Origin of the sequence: Reyranella massiliensis 521 (assembly GCF_000312425.1) — a bacterium.
GTDB lineage: Bacteria > Pseudomonadota > Alphaproteobacteria > Reyranellales > Reyranellaceae > Reyranella > Reyranella massiliensis.
On sequence record NZ_HE997181.1, the window covers coordinates 3,221,617 to 3,240,960 of the forward strand.

Below are 19,344 nucleotides of genomic sequence, written 5' to 3' on the forward strand. Positions count from 1 at the left end.
CACACGTATTGTTAGTATATGTCACTCTTGGGATGGCCGTTCGCATCGGTTGGGGAACCGATGCGGCAACCGCGGCCTTAAAGTGTGGGAAGGGTACAGATGGCTGGGTTGGCACCCGGCGTAGCGCTGTCTGTCGAGCGTTGCGGCGAAGATACCTTCGACTTTGGGACTACGGGTAGCACGATCACCGACCGCTTTGCCGCAACCGTCAAGGCTGCGGCGGCGTCGGTCGCCGTCCTGCAACGGGCTGAGGCCCTGACATATGCCGAACTCGATCGGCGGTCGAACCGTCTTGCGCGCCATCTGCGAGCCCAAGGCGTCATTGCGGGCGATCTGGTTGCCCTGCACGCCGGTCGTTCCATCAACTCGCTGATCGCCATATTGGCCACCCTGAAGCTGGGCGCTGCCTACGCGCCGCTCGACCCGGCTGCACCGGCAGACTATCAGGCTTGGCTGTTGCGGGACTGCGGAGCCAGGATTGTCCTCGCTGCCGCCGGCACCCCGCACGACCTCCCCCTCCCGACGCTCGACCTCGAGGAGGCGCTCTCGGCCAGCGAAGTCGAGGACGATTCCGCCCTGGAGCATGTCTGCCACCCCGACGACATTGCCTATGTAATGTACACTTCAGGGTCGACAGGCCGGCCCAAAGGTGTGCGGATTCCCCATCGTGCCGTAGTGCGATTGGTCACCGACCAGACCTACGCGCGGTTTGCGGCCGACGAAGTCCTTCTGCACGCGGCCCCTCTGTTTTTCGACGCCAGCACTTTCGAGATCTGGGGCACGCTCCTGCATGGCGCCCTGGGCGTCATCGTCGACGACGATCGTGTCTCGTTGCAGCGGCTCGCCGACACGATCCGCCGGCATCGCGTTACCACGGCCTGGTTCACGGCCGGCCTGTTCCATCTGCTCGTCGAGCATCAGCTCGATTCTCTGCGCGGCCTGCGCCAGATTCTGGCCGGTGGCGACACCCTCTCGCCGTCTTGCGTGCTGCGGGCGCAGGCGGCCCTTCCGGACTGCCAGATCATCAATGGCTACGGGCCGACCGAGAACACGACGTTTACCTGCTGCTACCGCGTTCCTGCCGGTGGCTGGGGCGGAGGGCCGGTCCCCATCGGCACCCCCATCAACGGCACCTACGTGCGCCTGCTCGACGACGAGATGCGGCCCGTACCGGATGGCGAGATCGGCATGCTCTATGCCGGCGGCCTCGGTCTCGCGTCGGGCTATCTCGGCGGCGCGCATCAGTCCTCGGATGCCTTCACGGCCGACCCCCTCCACCCTGAAGCCATGCTCTATCGCACCGGCGACCTCGCGCGCCGGCGGGCCGATGGAGCGCTCGATTTCCTGGGCCGCCGGGACCGTCAGGTGAAGATCGACGGCAAGCGCATCGAGCCGGGTGAAATCGAGGAGACCCTCCGCCGCTGCAACGGGATCGCCGACGCTGTGGTGACGGCAACCAGGCCCAGCGCCGGCGGCCCCGTTCTGACAGCCTATGTCAAGCCGGCGGCCGAGTCCGACAACCGCACGATGCTTGCCTCGGATGCGCGCATGGGCCTACTGCGCGCCCTCCCGCCGCACATGCAGCCGTCGCGTATCGTCGTTCTGGATGAGTTTCCGCTGAAGGCCAGTGGCAAGATCGACTATGATCGCCTGCCTGCACCGCGTCCGCTTCCCGAAACGACGGCGCTGTTCGGGGGCGACGAGACCCAGCGCACGCTGACCGGCATTTTCTCGCGCGTACTGGGCGTGAGGGAGATTGGATTGGACGCCAACTTCTTTGACCTCGGAGCGACTTCGCTCAAGCTGGTCGAGGCGCACGCTGCCATCGCGCGCACCTGGCCGGGCACCAGCGTGGTCGCGCTTTTCCGTCATTCCACCATCCGCGAACTGGCACGGGCCATCGACGGTCGCGGGGCTTCGCCCCAGGCCGCCGTACAGCTTCGCAGCCAGCAGCAGGCAGCCGCGCTCAGGAGGATGCAACGCACTCGGCTGGTGCGATGAACATCCCGGAAAATGCCGTTGCCGTCATTGGACTGGCGGGCCGGTTTCCCGGCGCCAACGACGTCGCCCAGTTCTGGCGCAACATACGCGCAGGCGTAACCTCGGTTACGCGTTTTTCCGATGCCGAGCTGGAAGATTCGTTCAGCGCCGACATTCGCCACAATCCAAACTTCGTGCGCGCGCGTCCGATTCTGAAAGACGCCGACAAGTTCGATGCCGAGTTCTTCGGCATGCTGCCACGCGAGGCTGCGCTCACCGACCCCCAGCACCGGCTGATGCTGGAATGCGCTTGGACGGCCCTCGAGGACGCCGGCTACGATCCTGCAACATATTCCGGTTCGATCGGCGTATTCGCCGGATCGAGCATGAACACCTACCTGCTGACCAACGTTCTGGCCGAGCGGCTGACTGCCGACGACTTCGCCAGCGACTATCAGGTCGGCTCCTACGACGCGCTGCTCGGCGCGCTTTCGGATACGCTGGCAACACGCATCGCCTACAAGCTGAACCTGCGCGGGCCGGCCATGACCGTGCAGAGCGCCTGCTCGACCTCGCTGCTTGCGATCGCGCAGGCCTGCCAGAGCTTGCTGCTTTACCAGTCGGACATGGCGCTGGCCGGCGGCGTCTCGATCACCTTCCCGCAGAAGCGCGGCTACATGCACCAGGAGGGCGGCATGGTCTCGCCGGACGGCGTGTGCCGGCCGTTCGACGTCAATGCCGCCGGCACGATCTTCGGCGACGGCGCCGCCATCGTGCTGCTGAAGCGCCTGGCCGACGCGATCGACGACGGCGATCACATCTACGCTGTGATCCGTGGTAGCGCCGTCAACAACGACGGCAGCGACAAGGTCGGCTTCACCGCACCGAGCGTTCGCGGCCAGTCCGAAGTCATCGCATCGGCCATCGCCATGGCCGGCATCGGACCGGAAACGATCGGCTATGTCGAATGCCATGGGACGGCAACGCCGCTGGGCGACCCGATCGAGTTCGACGGACTGATGCGCGGCTTCGGCGTGCACGTGGTCGACAAGCCTTCCTGCGCCCTGGGTTCGGTCAAGGCCAACATTGGCCATCTCGACGCCGCGGCCGGCGTGACGGGCCTGATCAAGGCGGTGATGGCGCTGCAGCACCGCGAGATCCCGCCGCTGACCAACTTCACGCAGCCGAATCGGCACATCGATCTGGCCGGCAGCCCCTTCTATTTCCCGACGTCGCTGACGGGCTGGGCGCCGGGTAGCGCGCCGCGGCGGGCCGGCGTCAGCGCGTTCGGCGTCGGTGGCACCAACGTACACGTCGTTCTGGAAGAAGCGCCGCTCCTGCCCGCCAAGCGCCATGTCGGCCCCCGGCATCGCCGCCATCTGCTACCGCTTTCCGCACGAAACGATGCAGCCCTCGCCGAGGCCGCGACCGCCCTCGCCGATCATCTGGCGGCCACTCCCGAAATCGCCCTCGAGGACGTCGCCCACACCCTGCAAGCCGGCCGGCGTGCCTTCGACTGCCGCATCGCCGTCGCCGCCCGTTCGCGCGAGGACGTCGTCAAGGCGTTGCGGACGCCGCCGTCCGCGATCAAGGCGACAGGCCGCGCACCGCTGATCTTCATGTTCCCGGGCCAGGGTGCGCAAACCGCCGGCATGGCGCGCGATCTTCATCGCGATCACGCACTGTTCCGCGAGCTGGTGGATCAAGGCATCGCCATCGCCTCGCCGATCGTCGGACCGGAACTGAAAGCGCAGCTCCTCGATCCGAAGGCGGCAAACGGCGACGCCACGCTGTTCGCGCAGCCTGCCCTCTTCATCTTCGAATATGCGCTGGCGCGGCTCTATATGTCCTGGGGCTTCGAGCCCGATGCCATGGTGGGGCACAGTGTCGGCGAATTCGTCGCCGCGTGCCTCGGCGGTGTGTTCTCGTTCGACGAAGGCTGCCGGCTGGTCGCCACGCGCGCGCGCATCATGCAGGCCATGCCGCCCGGCGCCATGCTGGCCGTGCGTTTGCCCGAGGCCGCGTTGAAGGCCGAGCTGGGCGACGCGCTCGACATCGCCGCGATCAACGCACCGTCGCTCTGTGTCGTTTCGGGTCCGCAGCCGGATATCGACGCTCTCAGCGCGCGGCTCGACGCGCAGGGTGTGATGACCCGGGCGCTCGCCGTCTCGCACGCCTTCCATTCTCGTGTTCTCGACCCTGTCCTCGGAGACATCGAGCGCGCGGCTGCGGACACGACGCTGCTGGCGCCCCAGCGCGCCTTCGTGTCGAGCGTCACCGGCAAGTGGATCGATGCCGCACAAGCGTGCGACCCGAAATATTGGGCGCGTCACGGCCGCGAACCCGTGCGCTTTGCCGAAGCACTGGCAACGGTGGCGGCCGAAGGCGAGCCCTTCCTGCTCGAAGTCGGCCCCGGCCGCAATCTCTCGGCGCTGGCGGCGCAGATCGTCGACCGCCGCAAGCTGCGCGGCGTCGTGGCGAGCCTTCCCGATCCTGAGAACGAAGATCTCGACGGCGCTCTGGCAGCACTTTGGAGCGCGGGTTTCACCCTCGATTGGACGGCCGTTGGGGCGCCGCAGGGTCGACGCATCTCCCTGCCGACCTATCGCTTCCAGCGCTCGCGCCACTGGATCGAACGCACGGCCCGCCCGGTCGCCGCCTCCGCGCCGCCCGTCGCGAAAGCAGTTTCCGCGCCTTCTCCGGCGGCGACCCTCGCTCCCGTGGCCGACACTATTCCGGCCGCACGCGCCGATGCCCTACAGGGCGAGATTGTCGGCATTCTGGAGCATCTCTCCGGTGTCTCCGGCATCGATCCGAACGAGCGGTTCGTCGAGCTCGGCTTCGATTCCCTGCTGCTGGGACAGGTGGCGCGCGCGGTCGAGAAGAAATTCAAGACGCGGATCACGTTCCGGCAGCTCCTGAGGGACATGCCGTCGGCCGCGCTGCTCGCCGCGCATCTGGATGCGACGCTGCCGGCCGGACAGCAGAAGCCGTCCGCGCCGAAGCCCGTCGCCCCTCCTCCCCGCCTCGTTGCGCCGCCCCCTCAGGGCGAAGCCGAAGCGCGCGTGCGCCTCTACCGGCCTTCCGCCGCCAAGGCGTCGAGCGCCCTGACCAACACACAGCGCGACTACGTCGAAACGCTCGTCCGCAAGACCAACGAACGCACGCCGCTGTCCAAGGCCAGGACGCAGCATGACCGCGCCGTACTGGCCGATCCGCGCACCGCCGCAGGCTTCCGGCAGGAATGGAAGGAACTCACCTATCCGGTGATTGCCGCGTCCGCCAAGGGCTCCCGCATCCGCGACATCGACGGCAACGACTATATCGACCTGGTGAACGGCTACGGCCAGACCCTGTTCGGCCATTCGCCGGATTTCGTGACGAAGGCGGTCGAAGCGCAGCTCAAGGATGGCTTTCCGATAGGCCCCCAGAGCCCGCTCGCCGGCGAAGTGGCGTCGCTCGTCGCGGAGATGACGGGCGACGAGCGCGTGACCTTCTGCAACACCGGCTCGGAAGCGGTGATGGCGGCGATGCGCGTCGCACGAGCCGTTACGGGGCGCGAGCGGGTCGTCGTATTCGCCAACGACTATCACGGGCAGTTCGACGAGGTGCTGGTGAAGGCCGGCGGCGGCGCGACCCGGGCCGCCGTGCCGGTCGCGCCCGGCATCCCGCCGGAGTCCGCCGCCAACATGACGGTGCTGCCCTACGGCGATCCCGCGAGCCTCGAGTGGATCGAGGCCAACGGCGAGGAGATCGCCGCCGTGATGGTCGAGCCGGTGCAGAGCCGGCATCCCGACCTCAGGCCGCAGGCCTTCCTGCAGAAGCTGCGCGCGCTCACCGAGGCGAGCGGCACGGCACTCGTGTTCGACGAGATCGTCACCGGCTTTCGTGTCCACCCCGCCGGCATGCAGGCCGTGTTCGGCATCCGCGCCGACATGGCGACCTACGGCAAGGTCGTGGGCGGCGGCATGCCGATCGGGATACTGGCCGGCAAGGCGCGCTTCATGGACGCGCTCGACGGCGGCATGTGGCGCTACGGCGACGATTCGATCCCCGAGACCGCGCCGACTTTCTTCGCCGGCACCTTCGTGCGCCACCCGCTGGCACTCGCCGCCACCAAGGCCGTGCTGCTGCACCTGAAGGAGCAAGGTCCTGGTTTGCAAGAGCGGCTCGCCGAGCGCATGGGCACTCTTGTCGGGCAGCTCAACGGTGAACTCGAGCGGCGCGGGTTGAAGACGCGCCTCGAAACCTATTCGAGCTGGTTCTATGTGAGCTTTGCCGCAGAGGGCGCGCTCGCCTCGCTGTTCTGGCCGCAGATGCGCCAGCTCGGTGTTCACGTCCAGGAAGGCTATCCGTGCTTCCTGACGACCGCCCATTCCGATGCCGATATCGCCGCAATCCGGGAGGCCTTCAGGTCAACGCTCGACGCGCTGGAGGAAGGCGGCATCCTGAGCGAATCACGCTCGCCGGGCGTAGCAGCGACCGTCGTCGGGGAGTCGGCGCCGCTGACGGAGCCGCAGCTCGAGATCCTGGCCGCGGCACAGGTCGGTGACGACGCCTCCTGCGCCTTCAACGAATCGGTCAGCATCGCGTTTCAGGGCGAACTCGACGCCACCGCTCTCACGGCCGCCGTCAACGGCGTGGTTGCCCGCCATCAAGCGTTGCGTGGCCGAGTCGACCGTTCCGGCGAGAGGATGCACTTCGCGCCGACCTTGCAGCTCGATCTGACGCCGAAGGACATTTCCCGCGAAGCCGACCCGGCAGCTACACTGGCCACGCTCACCAACGCGGATGCTCGCACGGCCTTCGACCTCTGGAACGGCCCTCTGGTCCGCGCCGCGATGGTGCGGCTGGCGAAGGACCGTCACGTACTGGTCCTGACGGCTCACCACATCGTCTGCGATGGCTGGTCGATCAACATTTTGTTGAACGATCTCGCGACGCTCTATCGAGCTGCGCGCACCGGCCAGCCGAGCGATCTGGCCCCTGCACCACTCTTCTCCGACTATGCGCTCGACCAGGCCCGAACCAAGGCGGCACGCGCCGACGACCTTCGCTACTGGACGGAAGTCTTCGCCGAGCCGCCGCCGCTGCCCGACCTGCCGACGGACCGTCCGCGACAGGCGCAGCGCAGCTACGCCGGCGCGACTTACGCCACCACCTTCGACGCCGGCCTTTGCAATGCGTTGAAGAAGATGGGCGCCGCGAGCGGCACAACCCTCTTCTCGGTCCTGTTCACCTCCCTGCAGACTGTCCTGGGCCGGCTGTCCGGCGCATCCGACATCGTGATGGGCGTGCCGGTCGCCGGCCAGTCGGTCGACGACATGCCCGAGCTGGTCGGCCATTGCGTGCAGATGCTGCCCTTGCGGGCCCCTCTGGCCTGGGACGCGCCCTTTGCCTCCCAGGTGGAAGCGACCGCCCCGCGGCTGCTCGACGGCTTCGACCATGCGCGCTGCACGTACGGCACGCTGGTGCGCGCCCTGCCGCTGCAGCGCGTCGCCAATCGGATGCCGTTGACCGAGTTTCAGTTCAATCTGGAGCGTATCGCCGACAAGCTCGATTTCGGCGGCCTCGAAGTCGAGGTCACCCCCAATGCCAAGGCTGCCGTCAATTTCGACCTGTTCGTCAATGTGATCGAATCCGCCGCCGGCCTGCGCATCGATTGCGACTACAACAGCAGCCTGTTCGACGAGGCCACCATCGCGCGCTGGATGACGCACTATCGCTGCCTGCTCGAAGGCGTCGTGGCGGCACCGGCGACCCCGTTGGCCGCCCTGCCGCTTCTGTCGAGCGAGCAGGAGCGCTTCGTCCTCGACGCAGTCAACGACAGCGCTGCCGAGTATCCTGCTGCATCCTGCATTCAGGATCTGTTTGCGGCGCACGTTACCCGGAACCCGGATGCCGTCGCCTGCATCGACCGCATAGGCTCGTTGACCTATGCCGAGCTCGACCAGCGATCGACGCGCCTGGCGCAAGAGATCCTCGGCATCATGTCGACGCGCGGCGGCCGCATTGCCGTCGCCGTCGACAGGTCGCGCGCCCTGTTGATCGCCCTGCTCGCCGTCATGAAGTCGGGCCATGCCTACGTTCCGCTCGACATCGACCAGCCGCTGGAACGGCTGAGGCAGATCGCCATTACCGCGCAGATCGACGGCATCATCTGCCTCGACGACCGGGCCAGTGCCATCGCCCCCCACGCCTTCCCCTTGCGGCTCGACCGGATCAACCTCGAAGGGCGGCTCCAGAATCAGACCTTGCCGAAGGTGGCGGCCGACGCGTCGGCTTACGTCCTCTTCACCTCCGGTTCGACCGGCACGCCCAAAGGGGTCGAAGTTGGTCATCGCGCGCTGACCAACCTGATCAGCGACGTCGTGCGCCGCCTGGACGTCAAGGCCACCGACGTAACGATCGCCTCCAGTGCGGTCACTTTCGATGTGGCGGCCACCGAGCTCTATGCACCGCTGGTCACCGGCGGGCGCGTGGTGATGAGCGAAACGGACGAAGTCAAAACCGGCATCGAACTGATCGCGCTCGCGAAGAAGGCCGGCGCCACGCTGATGCAGGCCACACCTACCTTGTGGCGCATGCTGCTCGAAGCGGGCTTCGCGTCCTGGCCGGGACTTCGCATGATCACGGCCGGCGAGGCGATCTCGCGCGACACGGTCGACCGGCTTCTCGCAGGCGGGGGACGGCTGTGGAACCTGTACGGGCCAACCGAGGCCACCATCTATGCGTCTGGCATCGAGATGCACCCGGGAAAGAACGGGGTCACGATCGGCAAACCGCTGTCCAACATGCAGCTCTACGTGCTCGACGATCACGACCGGATCGTTCCGTTGGGCGCTGTTGGCAATCTCTTCATCGGCGGCGACGGACTTGCCAAGGGCTACTTCGACAACAGCGCCCTCACGGCGGCGGCGTTCCGCACGATCTCTCTGGCAGGCCGCCCCCCGCAACGGCTGTATCGAACCGGCGACCTTGCGCGGTTGCTGCCCTCGGGTGAATTCGAGCTCTACGGCCGCGTCGACCATCAGGTGAAGCTGCGCGGCTTTCGCATCGAACTCCAGGAAATCGAGAGCACGCTGCGTCTAGCCCCCGGCGTCCGAGATTGCGTAGTGTTGCTACGCGACGACGCCGGCTCCGACCCCATGCTGGTGGCCTATGTCGTCGGCGTGCCGAAACCCGCCGGCCTCGCAAGCTTCCTCAAGGAACGGCTGCCCGACTACATGGTCCCGGCTCGATGGGTTGGCCTCGAGACCATGCCGGTCACGCCCAATGGCAAGGTCGACCGCAAGGCGCTCGCACCACCTACCCCGGCGGCGGCCGAGCCCACCTCGGTCAAGCCGCGCACGCCGCTCGAAACACGCATCGCCGCCGTATGGGCCGATGTTATCGGCCTGCCGCACGTCGGCGTGAACGATCCGCTGTTCGCTTTGGGCGCCGACTCCCTGCAGGTCTTCCGCATCGCTGCACGGCTCGACCAGGCCGGCATCGCCATCAACGCCCGTGACCTCATGAAGAACCCGACAGTGGCCTCGCTGGCGGCGTCGCTGGAAGGCACTCCAGTAACCGCGCAGGAGCCCCCGGTGCGGCGTACTCCGTCACTTGCCGACTTCCGGCACGGCGCGCGACGGCGTACCCTCGGATCGTGACGAACAGCGAACGCGACAGGCAGCTTCCGGCATCCGGCGAGGTGGACGGGCCGGCGTTCGCGTGTACGCCTCTGCAGGAACGCTTTTGGGCACAGCAACATGCGCGCGGGCCACAGGGACTGAACGTCGCCATGCGATGGCAGGTCAACGGCACCCTTTCTCACACGGCCGCCGAAGGTGCACTCCAGGCATTGGTCCGGCGCCACGAGGTTCTGCGCACGTCCTTCCGGGAAGTCGACGGCAAGCTGGCGCAGATCGTGTGGCCCGCCTGTGCCGTGAAGCTCAACGAGATCGACCTCACGGTGCTCCCCCCTGGCGAGCGCGAAAAACACGCCGAAGAAATTGCGCGCGCCGAAGCGCTGGAGCCGATCGACCTTGAGAAGCCGCCGCTTCTGCGCGCGGCATTGCTGCGCCTGGCCTCAGGCCGTTCCGTGCTTCTGCTGACCTTGCACTCGATGATCGCCGACGGCTGGTCTACCGGGCTCATCGTCCGCGAATTCAGCGCCGCTGCCCATGAGATCGAGGCCGGTCGTCTCCCCGATCTCACCGAACCCGAGCTGCAGTTCGTGGACTACACGCTCTGGGAAAAGGAGCTGCTGTCGAGCAGCGATCTCGACGAGGCGCGCGCTTTCTGGAAGCGGAAGCTACAGGGCGTGGTCGGCACCGTTGTTCCGCCCGACCATCAGGTCACGCCGGGCGCCGAAGCGCCGAGCCATCTTGCGTCGCTGCTGCTGCCGACGGAGCTGGGCCAGGTGGTCGAGGGGCGCGCGCGGCGCCACAATGTCACGCTGTTCAACCTCGCCGCCGCAGCCCTCGCGCTGATGCTCCATCGCGTCACGGGCGAGGCCGAGATCGTATTCGGCTCGCAGGTTGCCAACCGTGAGGAGCCGGCGGCGGCCGACCTGATCGGCCCCACGGTGAACTCCGTCACCTTCCGCCTCCCCGTCGACGACCGCTCGACCTTGCATGCCTTCGTCGCAGCCGCCGCCGAGAGCATCCAGGAGGCGCTGCGTCACGAGCGTCTGCCCTTCGAGATTGCCGAGACCTTTTCCGCAGGCCGCGACGGCAAGCCGCTCCATTCCGTCAATCTCGTCCTGCACCGTTCCTACTCGGGCACCACCGAGACCGAGGGCGGAAGCGCAGGCCGCTTCAGCCTGATTTCGCTGCCGTCCTACTCATCGGGCCCACAATGGCCGCTCAACTTCTTCATGATCGGCCGCGACGAGGGTTGGCGTCTTTCCTGCGAAGCCGATGCATCGCTCTACGACCAGGCGACGGCAACGGCGCTGCTCGGGATATGGCGGACATGCCTCGAGGCACTGGCGACGGCACCGGACGGGCCTATTGCCGACTGCGCGAGCGTGCAGGCCATCGCGCTGCCTCGCACTTCGCCACCTCCGCTCGCACGACCGGCCGTCGTGCCCGGCGGGCCGATACCGATGCGGGAGCCCGAACGACAGATCGTGCGCTTCCATGAGAACGGCTCGCTGACGCCGATCGTCGTGCTCAACAACCGCTCGATCTACTATCAGCTCGCCCGGCATCTTGGCGAGGATCGTCCCTTAACCGACATCCTGATGTACCATCAGGGCCAGCAACCCAATCTTGGCGACCGCACGTTCGAGGATTTCGGCGACTATGCCGTGCGCCTGATCCGCCATGTGCAGCCGCACGGCCCCTACATTCTGGGCGGACATTGCGTCTATGGCGTGCTGGCCTTCGAGGCGGCGCGGCAGCTCCGTCGCATGGGCGAGAAAGTGTCTCTGGTGGCGCTGTTCGACAGTTGGGCTCCCGGCTACCGCGAAGACATGTCGCGCTTCGATCGCGCCCTACGCAATCAGCAGCTACGCCTCCACCACTACAAGGATCGTCTTGCCCAGTTCCGCCGCGGTGAAGTGAGCCTGAACGACATCGTACGCAAGCCGCTGCTCTATCGTCTTGGCATGCTGCCCAAGGAGGATGGGCCGGAACGGCCGGAGCTGCCGGGCGAGTGGTTCGACAGCTATATCTACGATTCGGTCACGCGCTTTCGGCCTGCGCCGTATGAGGGCGACGTCGTTCTGTTCCGCACCAAAGATCCGCTGCGCGGCCGCCTGTTCGACGAGCGGATGGGCTGGGGGCCGCTGGTGACCGGCCGTCTGACCAAGATCGACATCGACAGCGGCCACTTCGACATGTTTCGCGAGCGGCCGGCTGCCGAGATTGCGGCCTTCCTGCGGACTCAGTGAGTCTCCTCAAGCTCCTTGCGCTTGGCGTTCTGATCCTGGCCGTCGTGCTGGTGGCAGCGGGCTGGTTGGTTTTCGTGCCGCGCCTGCCTGCCCCGGCCGGGCCGAATGCCGTTGTCCGTAGCGAAGCCACGATCAAGGATACCTCCGGCGCAGCGTTCGCCATCACGGTCTGGCAGCCGCGCGACCTCAAGGCATCGACGCCGCTCATCCTCTATTCGCCCGGCTGGGGAGGAACGCGCACGCAGAGCCAAGTCCAGGTCGAGACTCTCGCGAGCCATGGGTTCGTCGTCGTGGGCTGCGACGACTTCGCGAGCGATCCTGCGGCCGATCCCGATCGTGGCCTTTCTCTCGAACTCCAGACCGATGCAGAAACTGCGGCGTCGATCGCACGGGCGGGCCGCCATGCGGTGGCCCAGGGCAGCCGGTTGCTGGACGTGCTAGCGGCGCTCGAAGCCGGGCAGGTGCCTGCCCTTGCCGGCCGGCTCGACCTCACGCGCGTCGGCATACTCGGCTACTCGATCGGGGGGACGTCGGGCCTTGCCGCGGCTGCAAGGGACCGGCGCATCGTAGCCGTGTTCAATGTCGATGGTGGACTGTTCGGGCCGGCAGCCGACGAGATCGTGGTGCAAGCATACTTCCTGCTGTCGAGCGAGGAAGCGTTCCCTTCCGAGGCGGATCTTGCCTCGTCCGTGGCCTTCACGCGCAACTACGCCATGATCAGCGCCCTGGACATCCCGCGCAACAAACGCCGCATGGAGCAGCCGCAGAGCTACTGGGCGCAGCTTCCTGCAGCCAGCCATGGCGACCTTTCCGACGGGCTGTTCGCCCGCCCGCATCGCCTCTTCGCACGCACCAACTTCGAGCGCTCGGCGATGAACGGAACCATCGAACGGCTCGAAGTTGCGTTCTTCCGCAACGCCCTGCTGGGCGATCCTGGTCCACTGAAATCCCTGATCGGCCGGAACGATCAGACGGTCCGGTGGATCAGCCCGACCGCGCCGTCGGCGGGAGCCGCCAACGCCCGGCAATAGTCGCCTGACGCCAGATACAGCCACCACTCGGGGGGCGATCCCGTGGGAGGAATGACCATCTCGGGCCGCGCCCCTGCAATCGACACCTCAAATTCATCGAGCGGCAATGACAAGCCGGTGCCCAGCGCCTTCACGACCGCTTCCTTCAGCGTCCATATCTGGAAGAAGGCTGCACGCGGATCGGCATGCCGCTCGATCGCAGCGACTTCGTTCGGATGGAAGTAGCGTCGGGCAAGACCGAGATGATCGGCCGAGCGCATGCCTTCGAGATCGGCACCGACCTCCAGCCCTTCGCTCACGGCAAGCAGGGCCTGATCCTGCGAGTGGCTGAGGCTGAAATGGATATCGGGCCGGTCGACGAGCCTGGGCTTGCCGAATTCGTTCTCCACGAAGACGAGGCTTCTCGGATCGCGACCGAGATATGCCCCCAGCAACGACCGCAAACGCGCGCGCGCCGCCGTAAAGCGCTGTCGCAGCAAGGCCGTCATGAACCGGCTGCTTCGCGCCCTCTCCGCTTCGTTCAGCAGCGCCTCGCCGGCTTCCCCGCACAGACTGTCGTCGTCGAGACACCACGACCAGAGATGGACCTCGTACCGGCGGAGCGTCTGCAGGCTCATGGTTCGTTCTGTCAGGCTCTGGGCGACAGCACGACGAGGAAGTCGGTCAACCGGCGAACGCGGATCGGCAGGGTCTGGGCCATCGTGTCGAGAGCCGCATCGGCCTGCCGCGCGTCGAAGGCCGCGGTGACCGGCAGGGCGCGCAAGCGCGAGTCCGTCACGACGATGTGGCCGCCACGGTACCGCTCGAGATCGGCAATGGCATCGCCGAGGGATGTGTCGCGAAAAAGCAGACGGTCGTGCCGCCAGGCCTGGACCTGCTCCGGATCGGCCTGATGCACCGGCCCGATCTGCCGTTCGCCGTAGCGTACCTGCTGCCCTTCCCCGACGTTTGCGGGCGGCAGCCCCGTCGCCGAGACTTCGACCGCGCCGCGTACGGCGGCGGCAGTGACGGCATCGTCGGTGAACTTGACGTCAAAGACCGCGCCCGGCGTACGGACGCTCCCGGCGGCCGCCTCGACGACGAAGGGGCGCTCAGGATCGAGTACGACGTCAAAGAATGCTTCTCCCGCATGAAGCACGACGCGGCGCGCCTTGCCTGCGAAATCGACCGACAGAGCCGATGCGCCCGCCAGTTCGACCGTCGAGCCATCCGGCAGGGAGATCGTTTGGCGTTCGCCGACCGTGGTGCGCTGATCGGCAAACAAGCCGGGCCGCGACAAGGCAAGCGCCGTCGGCACGACCATCGCCGTCACGGCTGCAGCCGCATAGAACAAGCGGCGGCGGCTGACAGGCGCCGGACGCGACACGGTCGGACGCATCGCGGGTGTGGCCGCGAGGGGCGGTGGCAATGCAGCTACCGCAGACGCGCCCAACGAAATCGCCGCCGGAGCGCTATTGGCGAAGGCAGGACCGATCTTGCCGACCCGCATCCAGGTTCGTTGTGCCTGCTTCCAGGCTGCCACGTGTCGTGGATCCTCCTGCAGCCAACGATTGAAGGCAGCATGGTCTGCCTCGCTCGCCGACCTGTCCTTGAGGGCGACGAACCAGCGCAGCGCTTCTTCGATCAGCGGATCCGGAGGTTGCTCCTGCATGGTACCCGTCTACAGCCTAAGCAGACGGGACACCATGCAGCATGAAAGCGCTGGCCACTTCCACTCTAGGCCGAGACGATCGTCTTGAAGCCGCCATAGGCCATGCGCTTCATGTCGAACGGCAGTTCCTTCGGCGGGTCCTGCAGGCGCGGATCGGCCATCACCTTGGCGTTGACCTTGTCGCGGTGGGCGCGCGACTTGTAGACGATGTAGGAGAAGACGACCGTCTCGTTCGGCTTGGTCTTCACGAGCTTGGGAAACGGCAAGCCCATCTTCACCTTGAGATCGTCGCCGACACATTCTTTGTATTCGAGTGCGCCGTGTTCGCGCCACACCTTGCCGGCTTTCTTGGCCAGACGTTGGTAGGCGGCAAGATGTTTCTTCGGCACGACAAGGACGAAACCATCGACGTACGACATGGAATGCTCCCGACTACTTAACTGATGAGTTAACGGCTAACGGAATTGCATACCCTGTGTCAATCTGGAGTCAGCACGGCAAGAGTCGAGAGACGCTTGACGGCGAAGTCGAGGAAGGCGTCGATCTTCGGGGCGCGGTGCACGCGTCCCTTGGTCAGCAGCTGTACCGGCAACGGCGGTGGCTCGTAGTCGCGCAACAGACGCACCAGCCGGCCCGCGGCAAGATCGTCGGCGATCTGATACGACAAGAACTGAGCAATGCCTCGGCCTTCTCGCGCTGCCCGCAGGCGGGTTTCGACATCGTCGACCCGCAGGCGGCCCGCAAGATGCAACGGCGCGCCGCGACGAGCTCCGGCAAAGCTCCATTCCATGGCACCACGCGACGTTCCCAGCAGCGCCTCGTGTTGCGCGAGGTCGGCCGGCGTCTGCGGCGCGCCGTGACGGTCGAGATAGGCCGGGCTTGCCGCCCATTGGCGCCGCACATGCCCGACCGGGCGCGCGCTCAAACTCGAATCGGCCAATGCGCCGATGCGCAGGGCAACGTCGATCCCTTCCTCGATCAAGTCGATGTTGCGGTCGTTCAGCAGGAGTTCGATCTCGACGTCCCTGTGGGCGTCGAGGAAGCGCGTCGCGATGGGCGCGATATGACGGCGGCCGAACTGGACCGGCGCGGTGATCCGCAGCAGGCCCCGCACTGGCGCCTCGCGCGCGCCCGCCGTGGCGGCTTCGTAGTCGGCAACGACCGCACGTGCGCGCTCATAGAGAGTCCGCCCGGCCTCGGTGGGCGCCAGCCGTCGTGTCGTACGATCGACCAGACGCACGCCGAGCCGATCCTCCAATGCCGCGAGAGCGCGCGTAACCGCGGGCGGCGAACGGCGCAGACGCTGGGCCGCCCGTACCAGGCTTCCCTCCTCCACGATCCGCACGAAGATGGAGAACTCATCGAGGCGGTCCACGTCACTATTCCACTTTATGGAATAATTACTTTATCATTCGTGCGGTTCACGGCGCAATTACCGTCTCCTACATTGGAAGCAGCTAGAAGGAGAACTGCAGATGCTGACCGGAAGCTGCCTGTGCGGTACCGTTGCCTACGAGGCCGAGGCTCCTCTCGAGCGCATTGTCCATTGCCATTGCCGGACCTGCCGCAAGACGCATGGTGCCGCCTTCTCGTCGGTGACGGCTGTACCGCGGGCGAGCTTCCGCTGGGTCAAAGGCGAGAGCCTGCTCGCCGCCATCGAATCCTCACCCGGCAAGTTCCGCCGCTTCTGCAGCAAATGCGGCTCGCACGTCATGGCAGAACGAACGGCGCAGCCTGTCGTGCTGCTGCGGCTGGGCTGCCTCGACACGCCGATCGGCGAACGGCCGGAAGTCCATATCTGGCGATCGGACGCCGCCCCCTGGTACGACCCGAAGCGGCAGGCGCCGGAAAAACCGGAGGGCCTGTGATGACTGCCGACACCATGGCCTTCCTGCCCTTCCATGCAGACGAGTTGGCGGCGCAAGCCCTGGCTGGCAAAGGCGCGGGGCGCGCACCGATCCGGCCCTTCATGCCCGAGCAGCATCGCGAATTCTTTTCACTGCTGCCCTACCTCTTCACGGCGACGCCCGACAGGCAGGGCTGGCCGATCGCATCCGTCGTTACGGGTCCCTATGGTTTCGTCACCTCACCCGGTCCGACGACGCTCCACATCGCCTCGCAGCCGCGCCCCGACGATCCGGCGGCGCCGAGTTTCGAGGCCGGGGCGGAAATCGGGCTGATCGGCATCGACCTCACGACGCGCCGGCGCAACCGGGCCAACGGGCGCATCGTGTCGACCGGCAATGGCCTCGATGTGCATGTCGCGCAGAGCTTCGGCAATTGCGCACAGTACATTCAGACACGCGCGCCCGTACCGCATCCTGTCGCCACGACAGTGCCGGTGACGGCGTTCAAGACGCTGGACGATGCCGCGCGCGCGATCGTTGCGACAGCCGACACGTTCTTCGTAGCAAGCCGGTCGCGTCGCGAGCTCGGGCCCGAAGGCGGCCTCGACATGTCCCATCGCGGTGGACAGCCCGGCTTCGTCGATGTCCAGGGTAACAGGCTCACGATTCCGGATTTCCGGGGCAATCGCTTCTTCAACACGCTGGGCAACCTGCTGGGCGACCCGCGTGCCGGCCTGTTGTTCATCGACTTCGCCTCAGGCGATCTACTGCAGCTTCAGGGCAGCGTCACCATCGAGTGGCACCCCGACCGCGGTCCGTCAGGTACCGAACGCTTGTGGCATGTGGACGTCGAACGCGGATGGCATCGCCGCGGGGTCTTTCCCTTCCGCTGGCGGTTCGGTGACTACGCGCCGACGACCCTCGCGACGGGAACGTGGTAGCGCCGCGCCTTCCCGTCAGGCTTTTGCTGTTCGCCGCAGCCGCGTCACCATCGCCTCAAGGGCGAGAACATAGGAATCGACGCCGAATCCAGCGATCATGCCGATGGCCGCTTCAGCAGTTACCGATCCGTAACCACGCTTTTCGATGTTGGTGATATGGATCTCGATGGCGGGCGCGGAAATTGACCGCAGGCAATCCCGCAAGGCGTGACCTGCATGGAGAAAGCCGGCGGGATTGAACAACACGCCGTCGATCTTGTCGCGGTCGGCACGGTAGATCGCCGACACCGCCTCGCCTTCGGTGTTGGTGTAGAGAATCTCCAGATCGACGCCCAGTCCCTTGGCATGGCGACGCAGGGCAGCGTCCAGTTCCTTCGCCGTCGTCGTCCCATAGAGTTCCGGCTGGCGGCGGCCGAGATACTCCATATTCGCACCCTGAATCAGCAGCAGCCTCATTCCGCCCCTCCCGACACCGGGCACGGCCTTCCCACAAGGTCGCGCCCGCGCGACGACCTTAGTGCAAATTTCCTAGCTACTGAATTATGTAGTTCCGCACATCAGCGCGGCAAGGTTGTCGACCCCATTAGATGTTCGTCAATGGCACGAGCACATTGACGGCCTTCCCGGATCGCCCAGACAACCAGCGATTGGCCGCGCCGCATGTCGCCGGCAGCAAACAGACGGTCGACCGACGTCTTATAATCTTTCACGTTAGCCGCAATATTCCCCCTGGGATCGAGCGCGACACCTGCCTGTTCGACAAGGCCGGGCTTGCGCGGACCAAGGAAGCCCATCGCCAGCAGCACCAGATCGGCCCTGAGTTTAAACAGGCTGCCCGCGATTTCCTGCATGGCCATGCGCCCGTCGGCTGCCTTCACCCATTCGACGCGCACGCATTCCAGCGCTTCGACCTTGCCGTTCTGGCCGACCGCGCGCTTGGTGAGAACGGCAAAGTCACGCTCCGCACCTTCCTGATGCGACGACGAGGTGCGCATCTTGAGGGGCCAGTCCGGCCAGGTCAGCGCCTTGTCCTCATGCTCCGGCGGCCGCGGCATGACTTCGAGCTGGGTGACCGAGGCGGCGCCATGGCGGTTCGACGTGCCGACGCAGTCCGAACCCGTATCGCCGCCGCCGATGACGATGACATGCTTGCCCTTGGCGGTGAGCGTCCCCTTGGGCGCTGCGCGGGCTTCGTCGTCGCCGGCATTGCGCTTATTCTGCTGCGTCAGGAAATCCATCGCGAAGTGGATGCCCTTCAGCTCGCGGCCCGGCACTTCCAGGTCGCGCGGCCATTCGGCACCGCCGGTCAGCGCAACCGCGTCATAGCCTTCGAGCAGCGACTTCACCGAGAGGGTGGCGCCTACTTCGACGCCGGTACGGAACTCGACGCCCTCGGCCTCCATCTGGCGCATGCGCCGGTCGATGAGGTGCTTCTCCATTTTGAAATCAGGAATGCCGTAGCGCAGCAACCCGCCGATCCGGTCGGCCTTCTCGAACAACGTCACCGAGTGCCCTGCCCGCGCGAGCTGCTGCGCGCAGGCGAGGCCGGCCGGGCCGGAACCGACGACGGCGACCCGCTTGCCGGTCTTGTGCGTCGGCAGCAAGGGCTGGATCCAGCCCTCTTCCCAGCCCCGGTCGACGATCGCGCACTCGATCGACTTGATGGTCACGGGGTTGTCGTCGATGTTCAGCGTGCACGAGGCCTCGCACGGTGCGGGGCAGATGCGGCCGGTGAACTCCGGGAAATTGTTGGTCGAGTGCAGCACCTCGAGCGCGTCGCGCCAGCGGTCGCGGCGTACCAGCTCGTTCCACTCGGGGATGATGTTATTGACCGGACATCCGTTGTGACAGAACGGGATGCCGCAATCCATGCAGCGCGCGGCCTGTCGCGACATCTCCGCCGGTGGCAACGGCAGAACGAACTCGTTCCAGTTCTTGAGACGCGCTTCGACCTTTTCGTACGGCCGGTCCTTGCGCTCGATTTCGAGGAAGCCAGTGGCGAGACCCATGACCC

The 19,344-nt window shown here is 66.3% G+C and carries 12 protein-coding genes; 6 read left to right on the forward strand and 6 right to left on the reverse strand.

Annotated elements, in window-relative coordinates; translation table 11 throughout:
• The first annotated feature begins 99 nt into the window (after window positions 1-99).
• The 4 genes from BN60_RS15795 to BN60_RS29000 are packed head-to-tail and all read left to right on the forward strand — an operon-like array spanning window position 100 to window position 12,891.
• Window positions 100-2,001: a non-ribosomal peptide synthetase gene (locus BN60_RS15795; protein ID WP_020697065.1), complete on the forward strand. Its 1,902-nt coding sequence runs from the start codon at window positions 100-102 to the stop codon at window positions 1,999-2,001.
• Window positions 1,998-9,632, forward strand: coding sequence for a hybrid non-ribosomal peptide synthetase/type I polyketide synthase (locus tag BN60_RS15800; protein ID WP_020697066.1), 7,635 nt, complete (start codon window positions 1,998-2,000; stop codon window positions 9,630-9,632). The genes BN60_RS15795 and BN60_RS15800 overlap by 4 nt, the downstream gene beginning before the upstream one ends.
• 41 nt (window positions 9,633-9,673) lie before the next feature.
• Window positions 9,674-11,860: a condensation domain-containing protein gene (locus tag BN60_RS15805; RefSeq protein WP_245539868.1), complete on the forward strand. Its 2,187-nt coding sequence runs from the start codon at window positions 9,674-9,676 to the stop codon at window positions 11,858-11,860.
• Window positions 11,857-12,891, forward strand: a complete 1,035-nt coding sequence (locus tag BN60_RS29000) for an alpha/beta hydrolase family protein (RefSeq protein WP_020697068.1) — start codon at window positions 11,857-11,859, stop codon at window positions 12,889-12,891. Before BN60_RS15805 ends, BN60_RS29000 begins: the two co-directional genes overlap by 4 nt.
• On the opposite strand, the gene BN60_RS15815 is transcribed toward BN60_RS29000, so the two are convergent.
• From BN60_RS15815 to BN60_RS15830, 4 genes are all read right to left on the reverse strand, one after another.
• On the reverse strand, window positions 12,828-13,508 hold the full coding sequence (locus BN60_RS15815) for a 4'-phosphopantetheinyl transferase family protein (RefSeq protein WP_020697069.1): 681 nt from the start codon (window positions 13,506-13,508) through the stop codon (window positions 12,828-12,830). The two genes, BN60_RS29000 and BN60_RS15815, sit on opposite strands and share 64 nt — an antisense overlap.
• 11 nt (window positions 13,509-13,519) lie before the next feature.
• Entirely contained in the window at window positions 13,520-14,542 is a 1,023-nt protein-coding gene (locus BN60_RS15820) for a FecR family protein (protein ID WP_020697070.1), read from the reverse strand.
• A 65-nt stretch (window positions 14,543-14,607) separates the two neighbouring features.
• On the reverse strand, window positions 14,608-14,961 hold the full coding sequence (locus BN60_RS15825; RefSeq protein WP_020697071.1) for a DUF1428 domain-containing protein: 354 nt from the start codon (window positions 14,959-14,961) through the stop codon (window positions 14,608-14,610).
• 59 nt (window positions 14,962-15,020) lie between these two features.
• A complete protein-coding gene (locus tag BN60_RS15830) occupies window positions 15,021-15,917 on the reverse strand; it encodes a LysR family transcriptional regulator (protein WP_020697072.1) in 897 nt (298 codons plus the stop codon).
• Window positions 15,918-16,017: 100 nt separating this feature from the next.
• Here BN60_RS15830 and BN60_RS15835 point away from each other — a divergent pair, with 100 nt between their 5' ends.
• Together BN60_RS15835 and BN60_RS15840 are read left to right on the forward strand one after the other, a co-directional pair.
• On the forward strand, window positions 16,018-16,410 hold the full coding sequence (locus BN60_RS15835) for a GFA family protein (protein ID WP_020697073.1): 393 nt from the start codon (window positions 16,018-16,020) through the stop codon (window positions 16,408-16,410).
• Complete coding sequence (locus BN60_RS15840) at window positions 16,410-17,330, forward strand: pyridoxamine 5'-phosphate oxidase family protein (RefSeq protein ID WP_020697074.1); 921 nt, start codon at window positions 16,410-16,412, stop codon at window positions 17,328-17,330. The genes BN60_RS15835 and BN60_RS15840 overlap by 1 nt, the downstream gene beginning before the upstream one ends.
• 15 nt (window positions 17,331-17,345) lie before the next feature.
• Here BN60_RS15840 and BN60_RS15845 read toward each other — a convergent pair whose 3' ends face one another.
• Both BN60_RS15845 and BN60_RS15850 read right to left on the reverse strand, forming a co-directional pair.
• Window positions 17,346-17,786: a type II 3-dehydroquinate dehydratase gene (locus BN60_RS15845; RefSeq protein WP_020697075.1), complete on the reverse strand. Its 441-nt coding sequence runs from the start codon at window positions 17,784-17,786 to the stop codon at window positions 17,346-17,348.
• Window positions 17,787-17,887: 101 nt separating this feature from the next.
• The gene (locus BN60_RS15850) at window positions 17,888-19,339 is read right to left on the reverse strand and encodes a glutamate synthase subunit beta (protein WP_020697076.1); all 1,452 of its coding nucleotides are present in this window, start codon (window positions 19,337-19,339) and stop codon (window positions 17,888-17,890) included.
• Window positions 19,340-19,344 lie beyond the last annotated feature (5 nt).

What these genes read in the sequence shown, in the direction of transcription:
- BN60_RS15815 (WP_020697069.1), bottom strand. Translation starts at nt 13,508, where the DNA reads ATGAGCCTGCAGACGCTCCGCCGGTACGAGGTCCATCTCTGGTCGTGG.
- BN60_RS15795 (WP_020697065.1), top strand. Translation starts at nt 100, where the DNA reads ATGGCTGGGTTGGCACCCGGCGTAGCGCTGTCTGTCGAGCGTTGCGGC.
- BN60_RS15835 (WP_020697073.1), top strand. Translation starts at nt 16,018, where the DNA reads ATGCTGACCGGAAGCTGCCTGTGCGGTACCGTTGCCTACGAGGCCGAG.
- BN60_RS15850 (WP_020697076.1), bottom strand. Translation starts at nt 19,339, where the DNA reads ATGGGTCTCGCCACTGGCTTCCTCGAAATCGAGCGCAAGGACCGGCCG.
- BN60_RS15845 (WP_020697075.1), bottom strand. Translation starts at nt 17,786, where the DNA reads ATGAGGCTGCTGCTGATTCAGGGTGCGAATATGGAGTATCTCGGCCGC.
- BN60_RS15820 (WP_020697070.1), bottom strand. Translation starts at nt 14,542, where the DNA reads ATGCAGGAGCAACCTCCGGATCCGCTGATCGAAGAAGCGCTGCGCTGG.
- BN60_RS15800 (WP_020697066.1), top strand. Translation starts at nt 1,998, where the DNA reads ATGAACATCCCGGAAAATGCCGTTGCCGTCATTGGACTGGCGGGCCGG.
- BN60_RS15840 (WP_020697074.1), top strand. Translation starts at nt 16,410, where the DNA reads ATGACTGCCGACACCATGGCCTTCCTGCCCTTCCATGCAGACGAGTTG.
- BN60_RS15825 (WP_020697071.1), bottom strand. Translation starts at nt 14,961, where the DNA reads ATGTCGTACGTCGATGGTTTCGTCCTTGTCGTGCCGAAGAAACATCTT.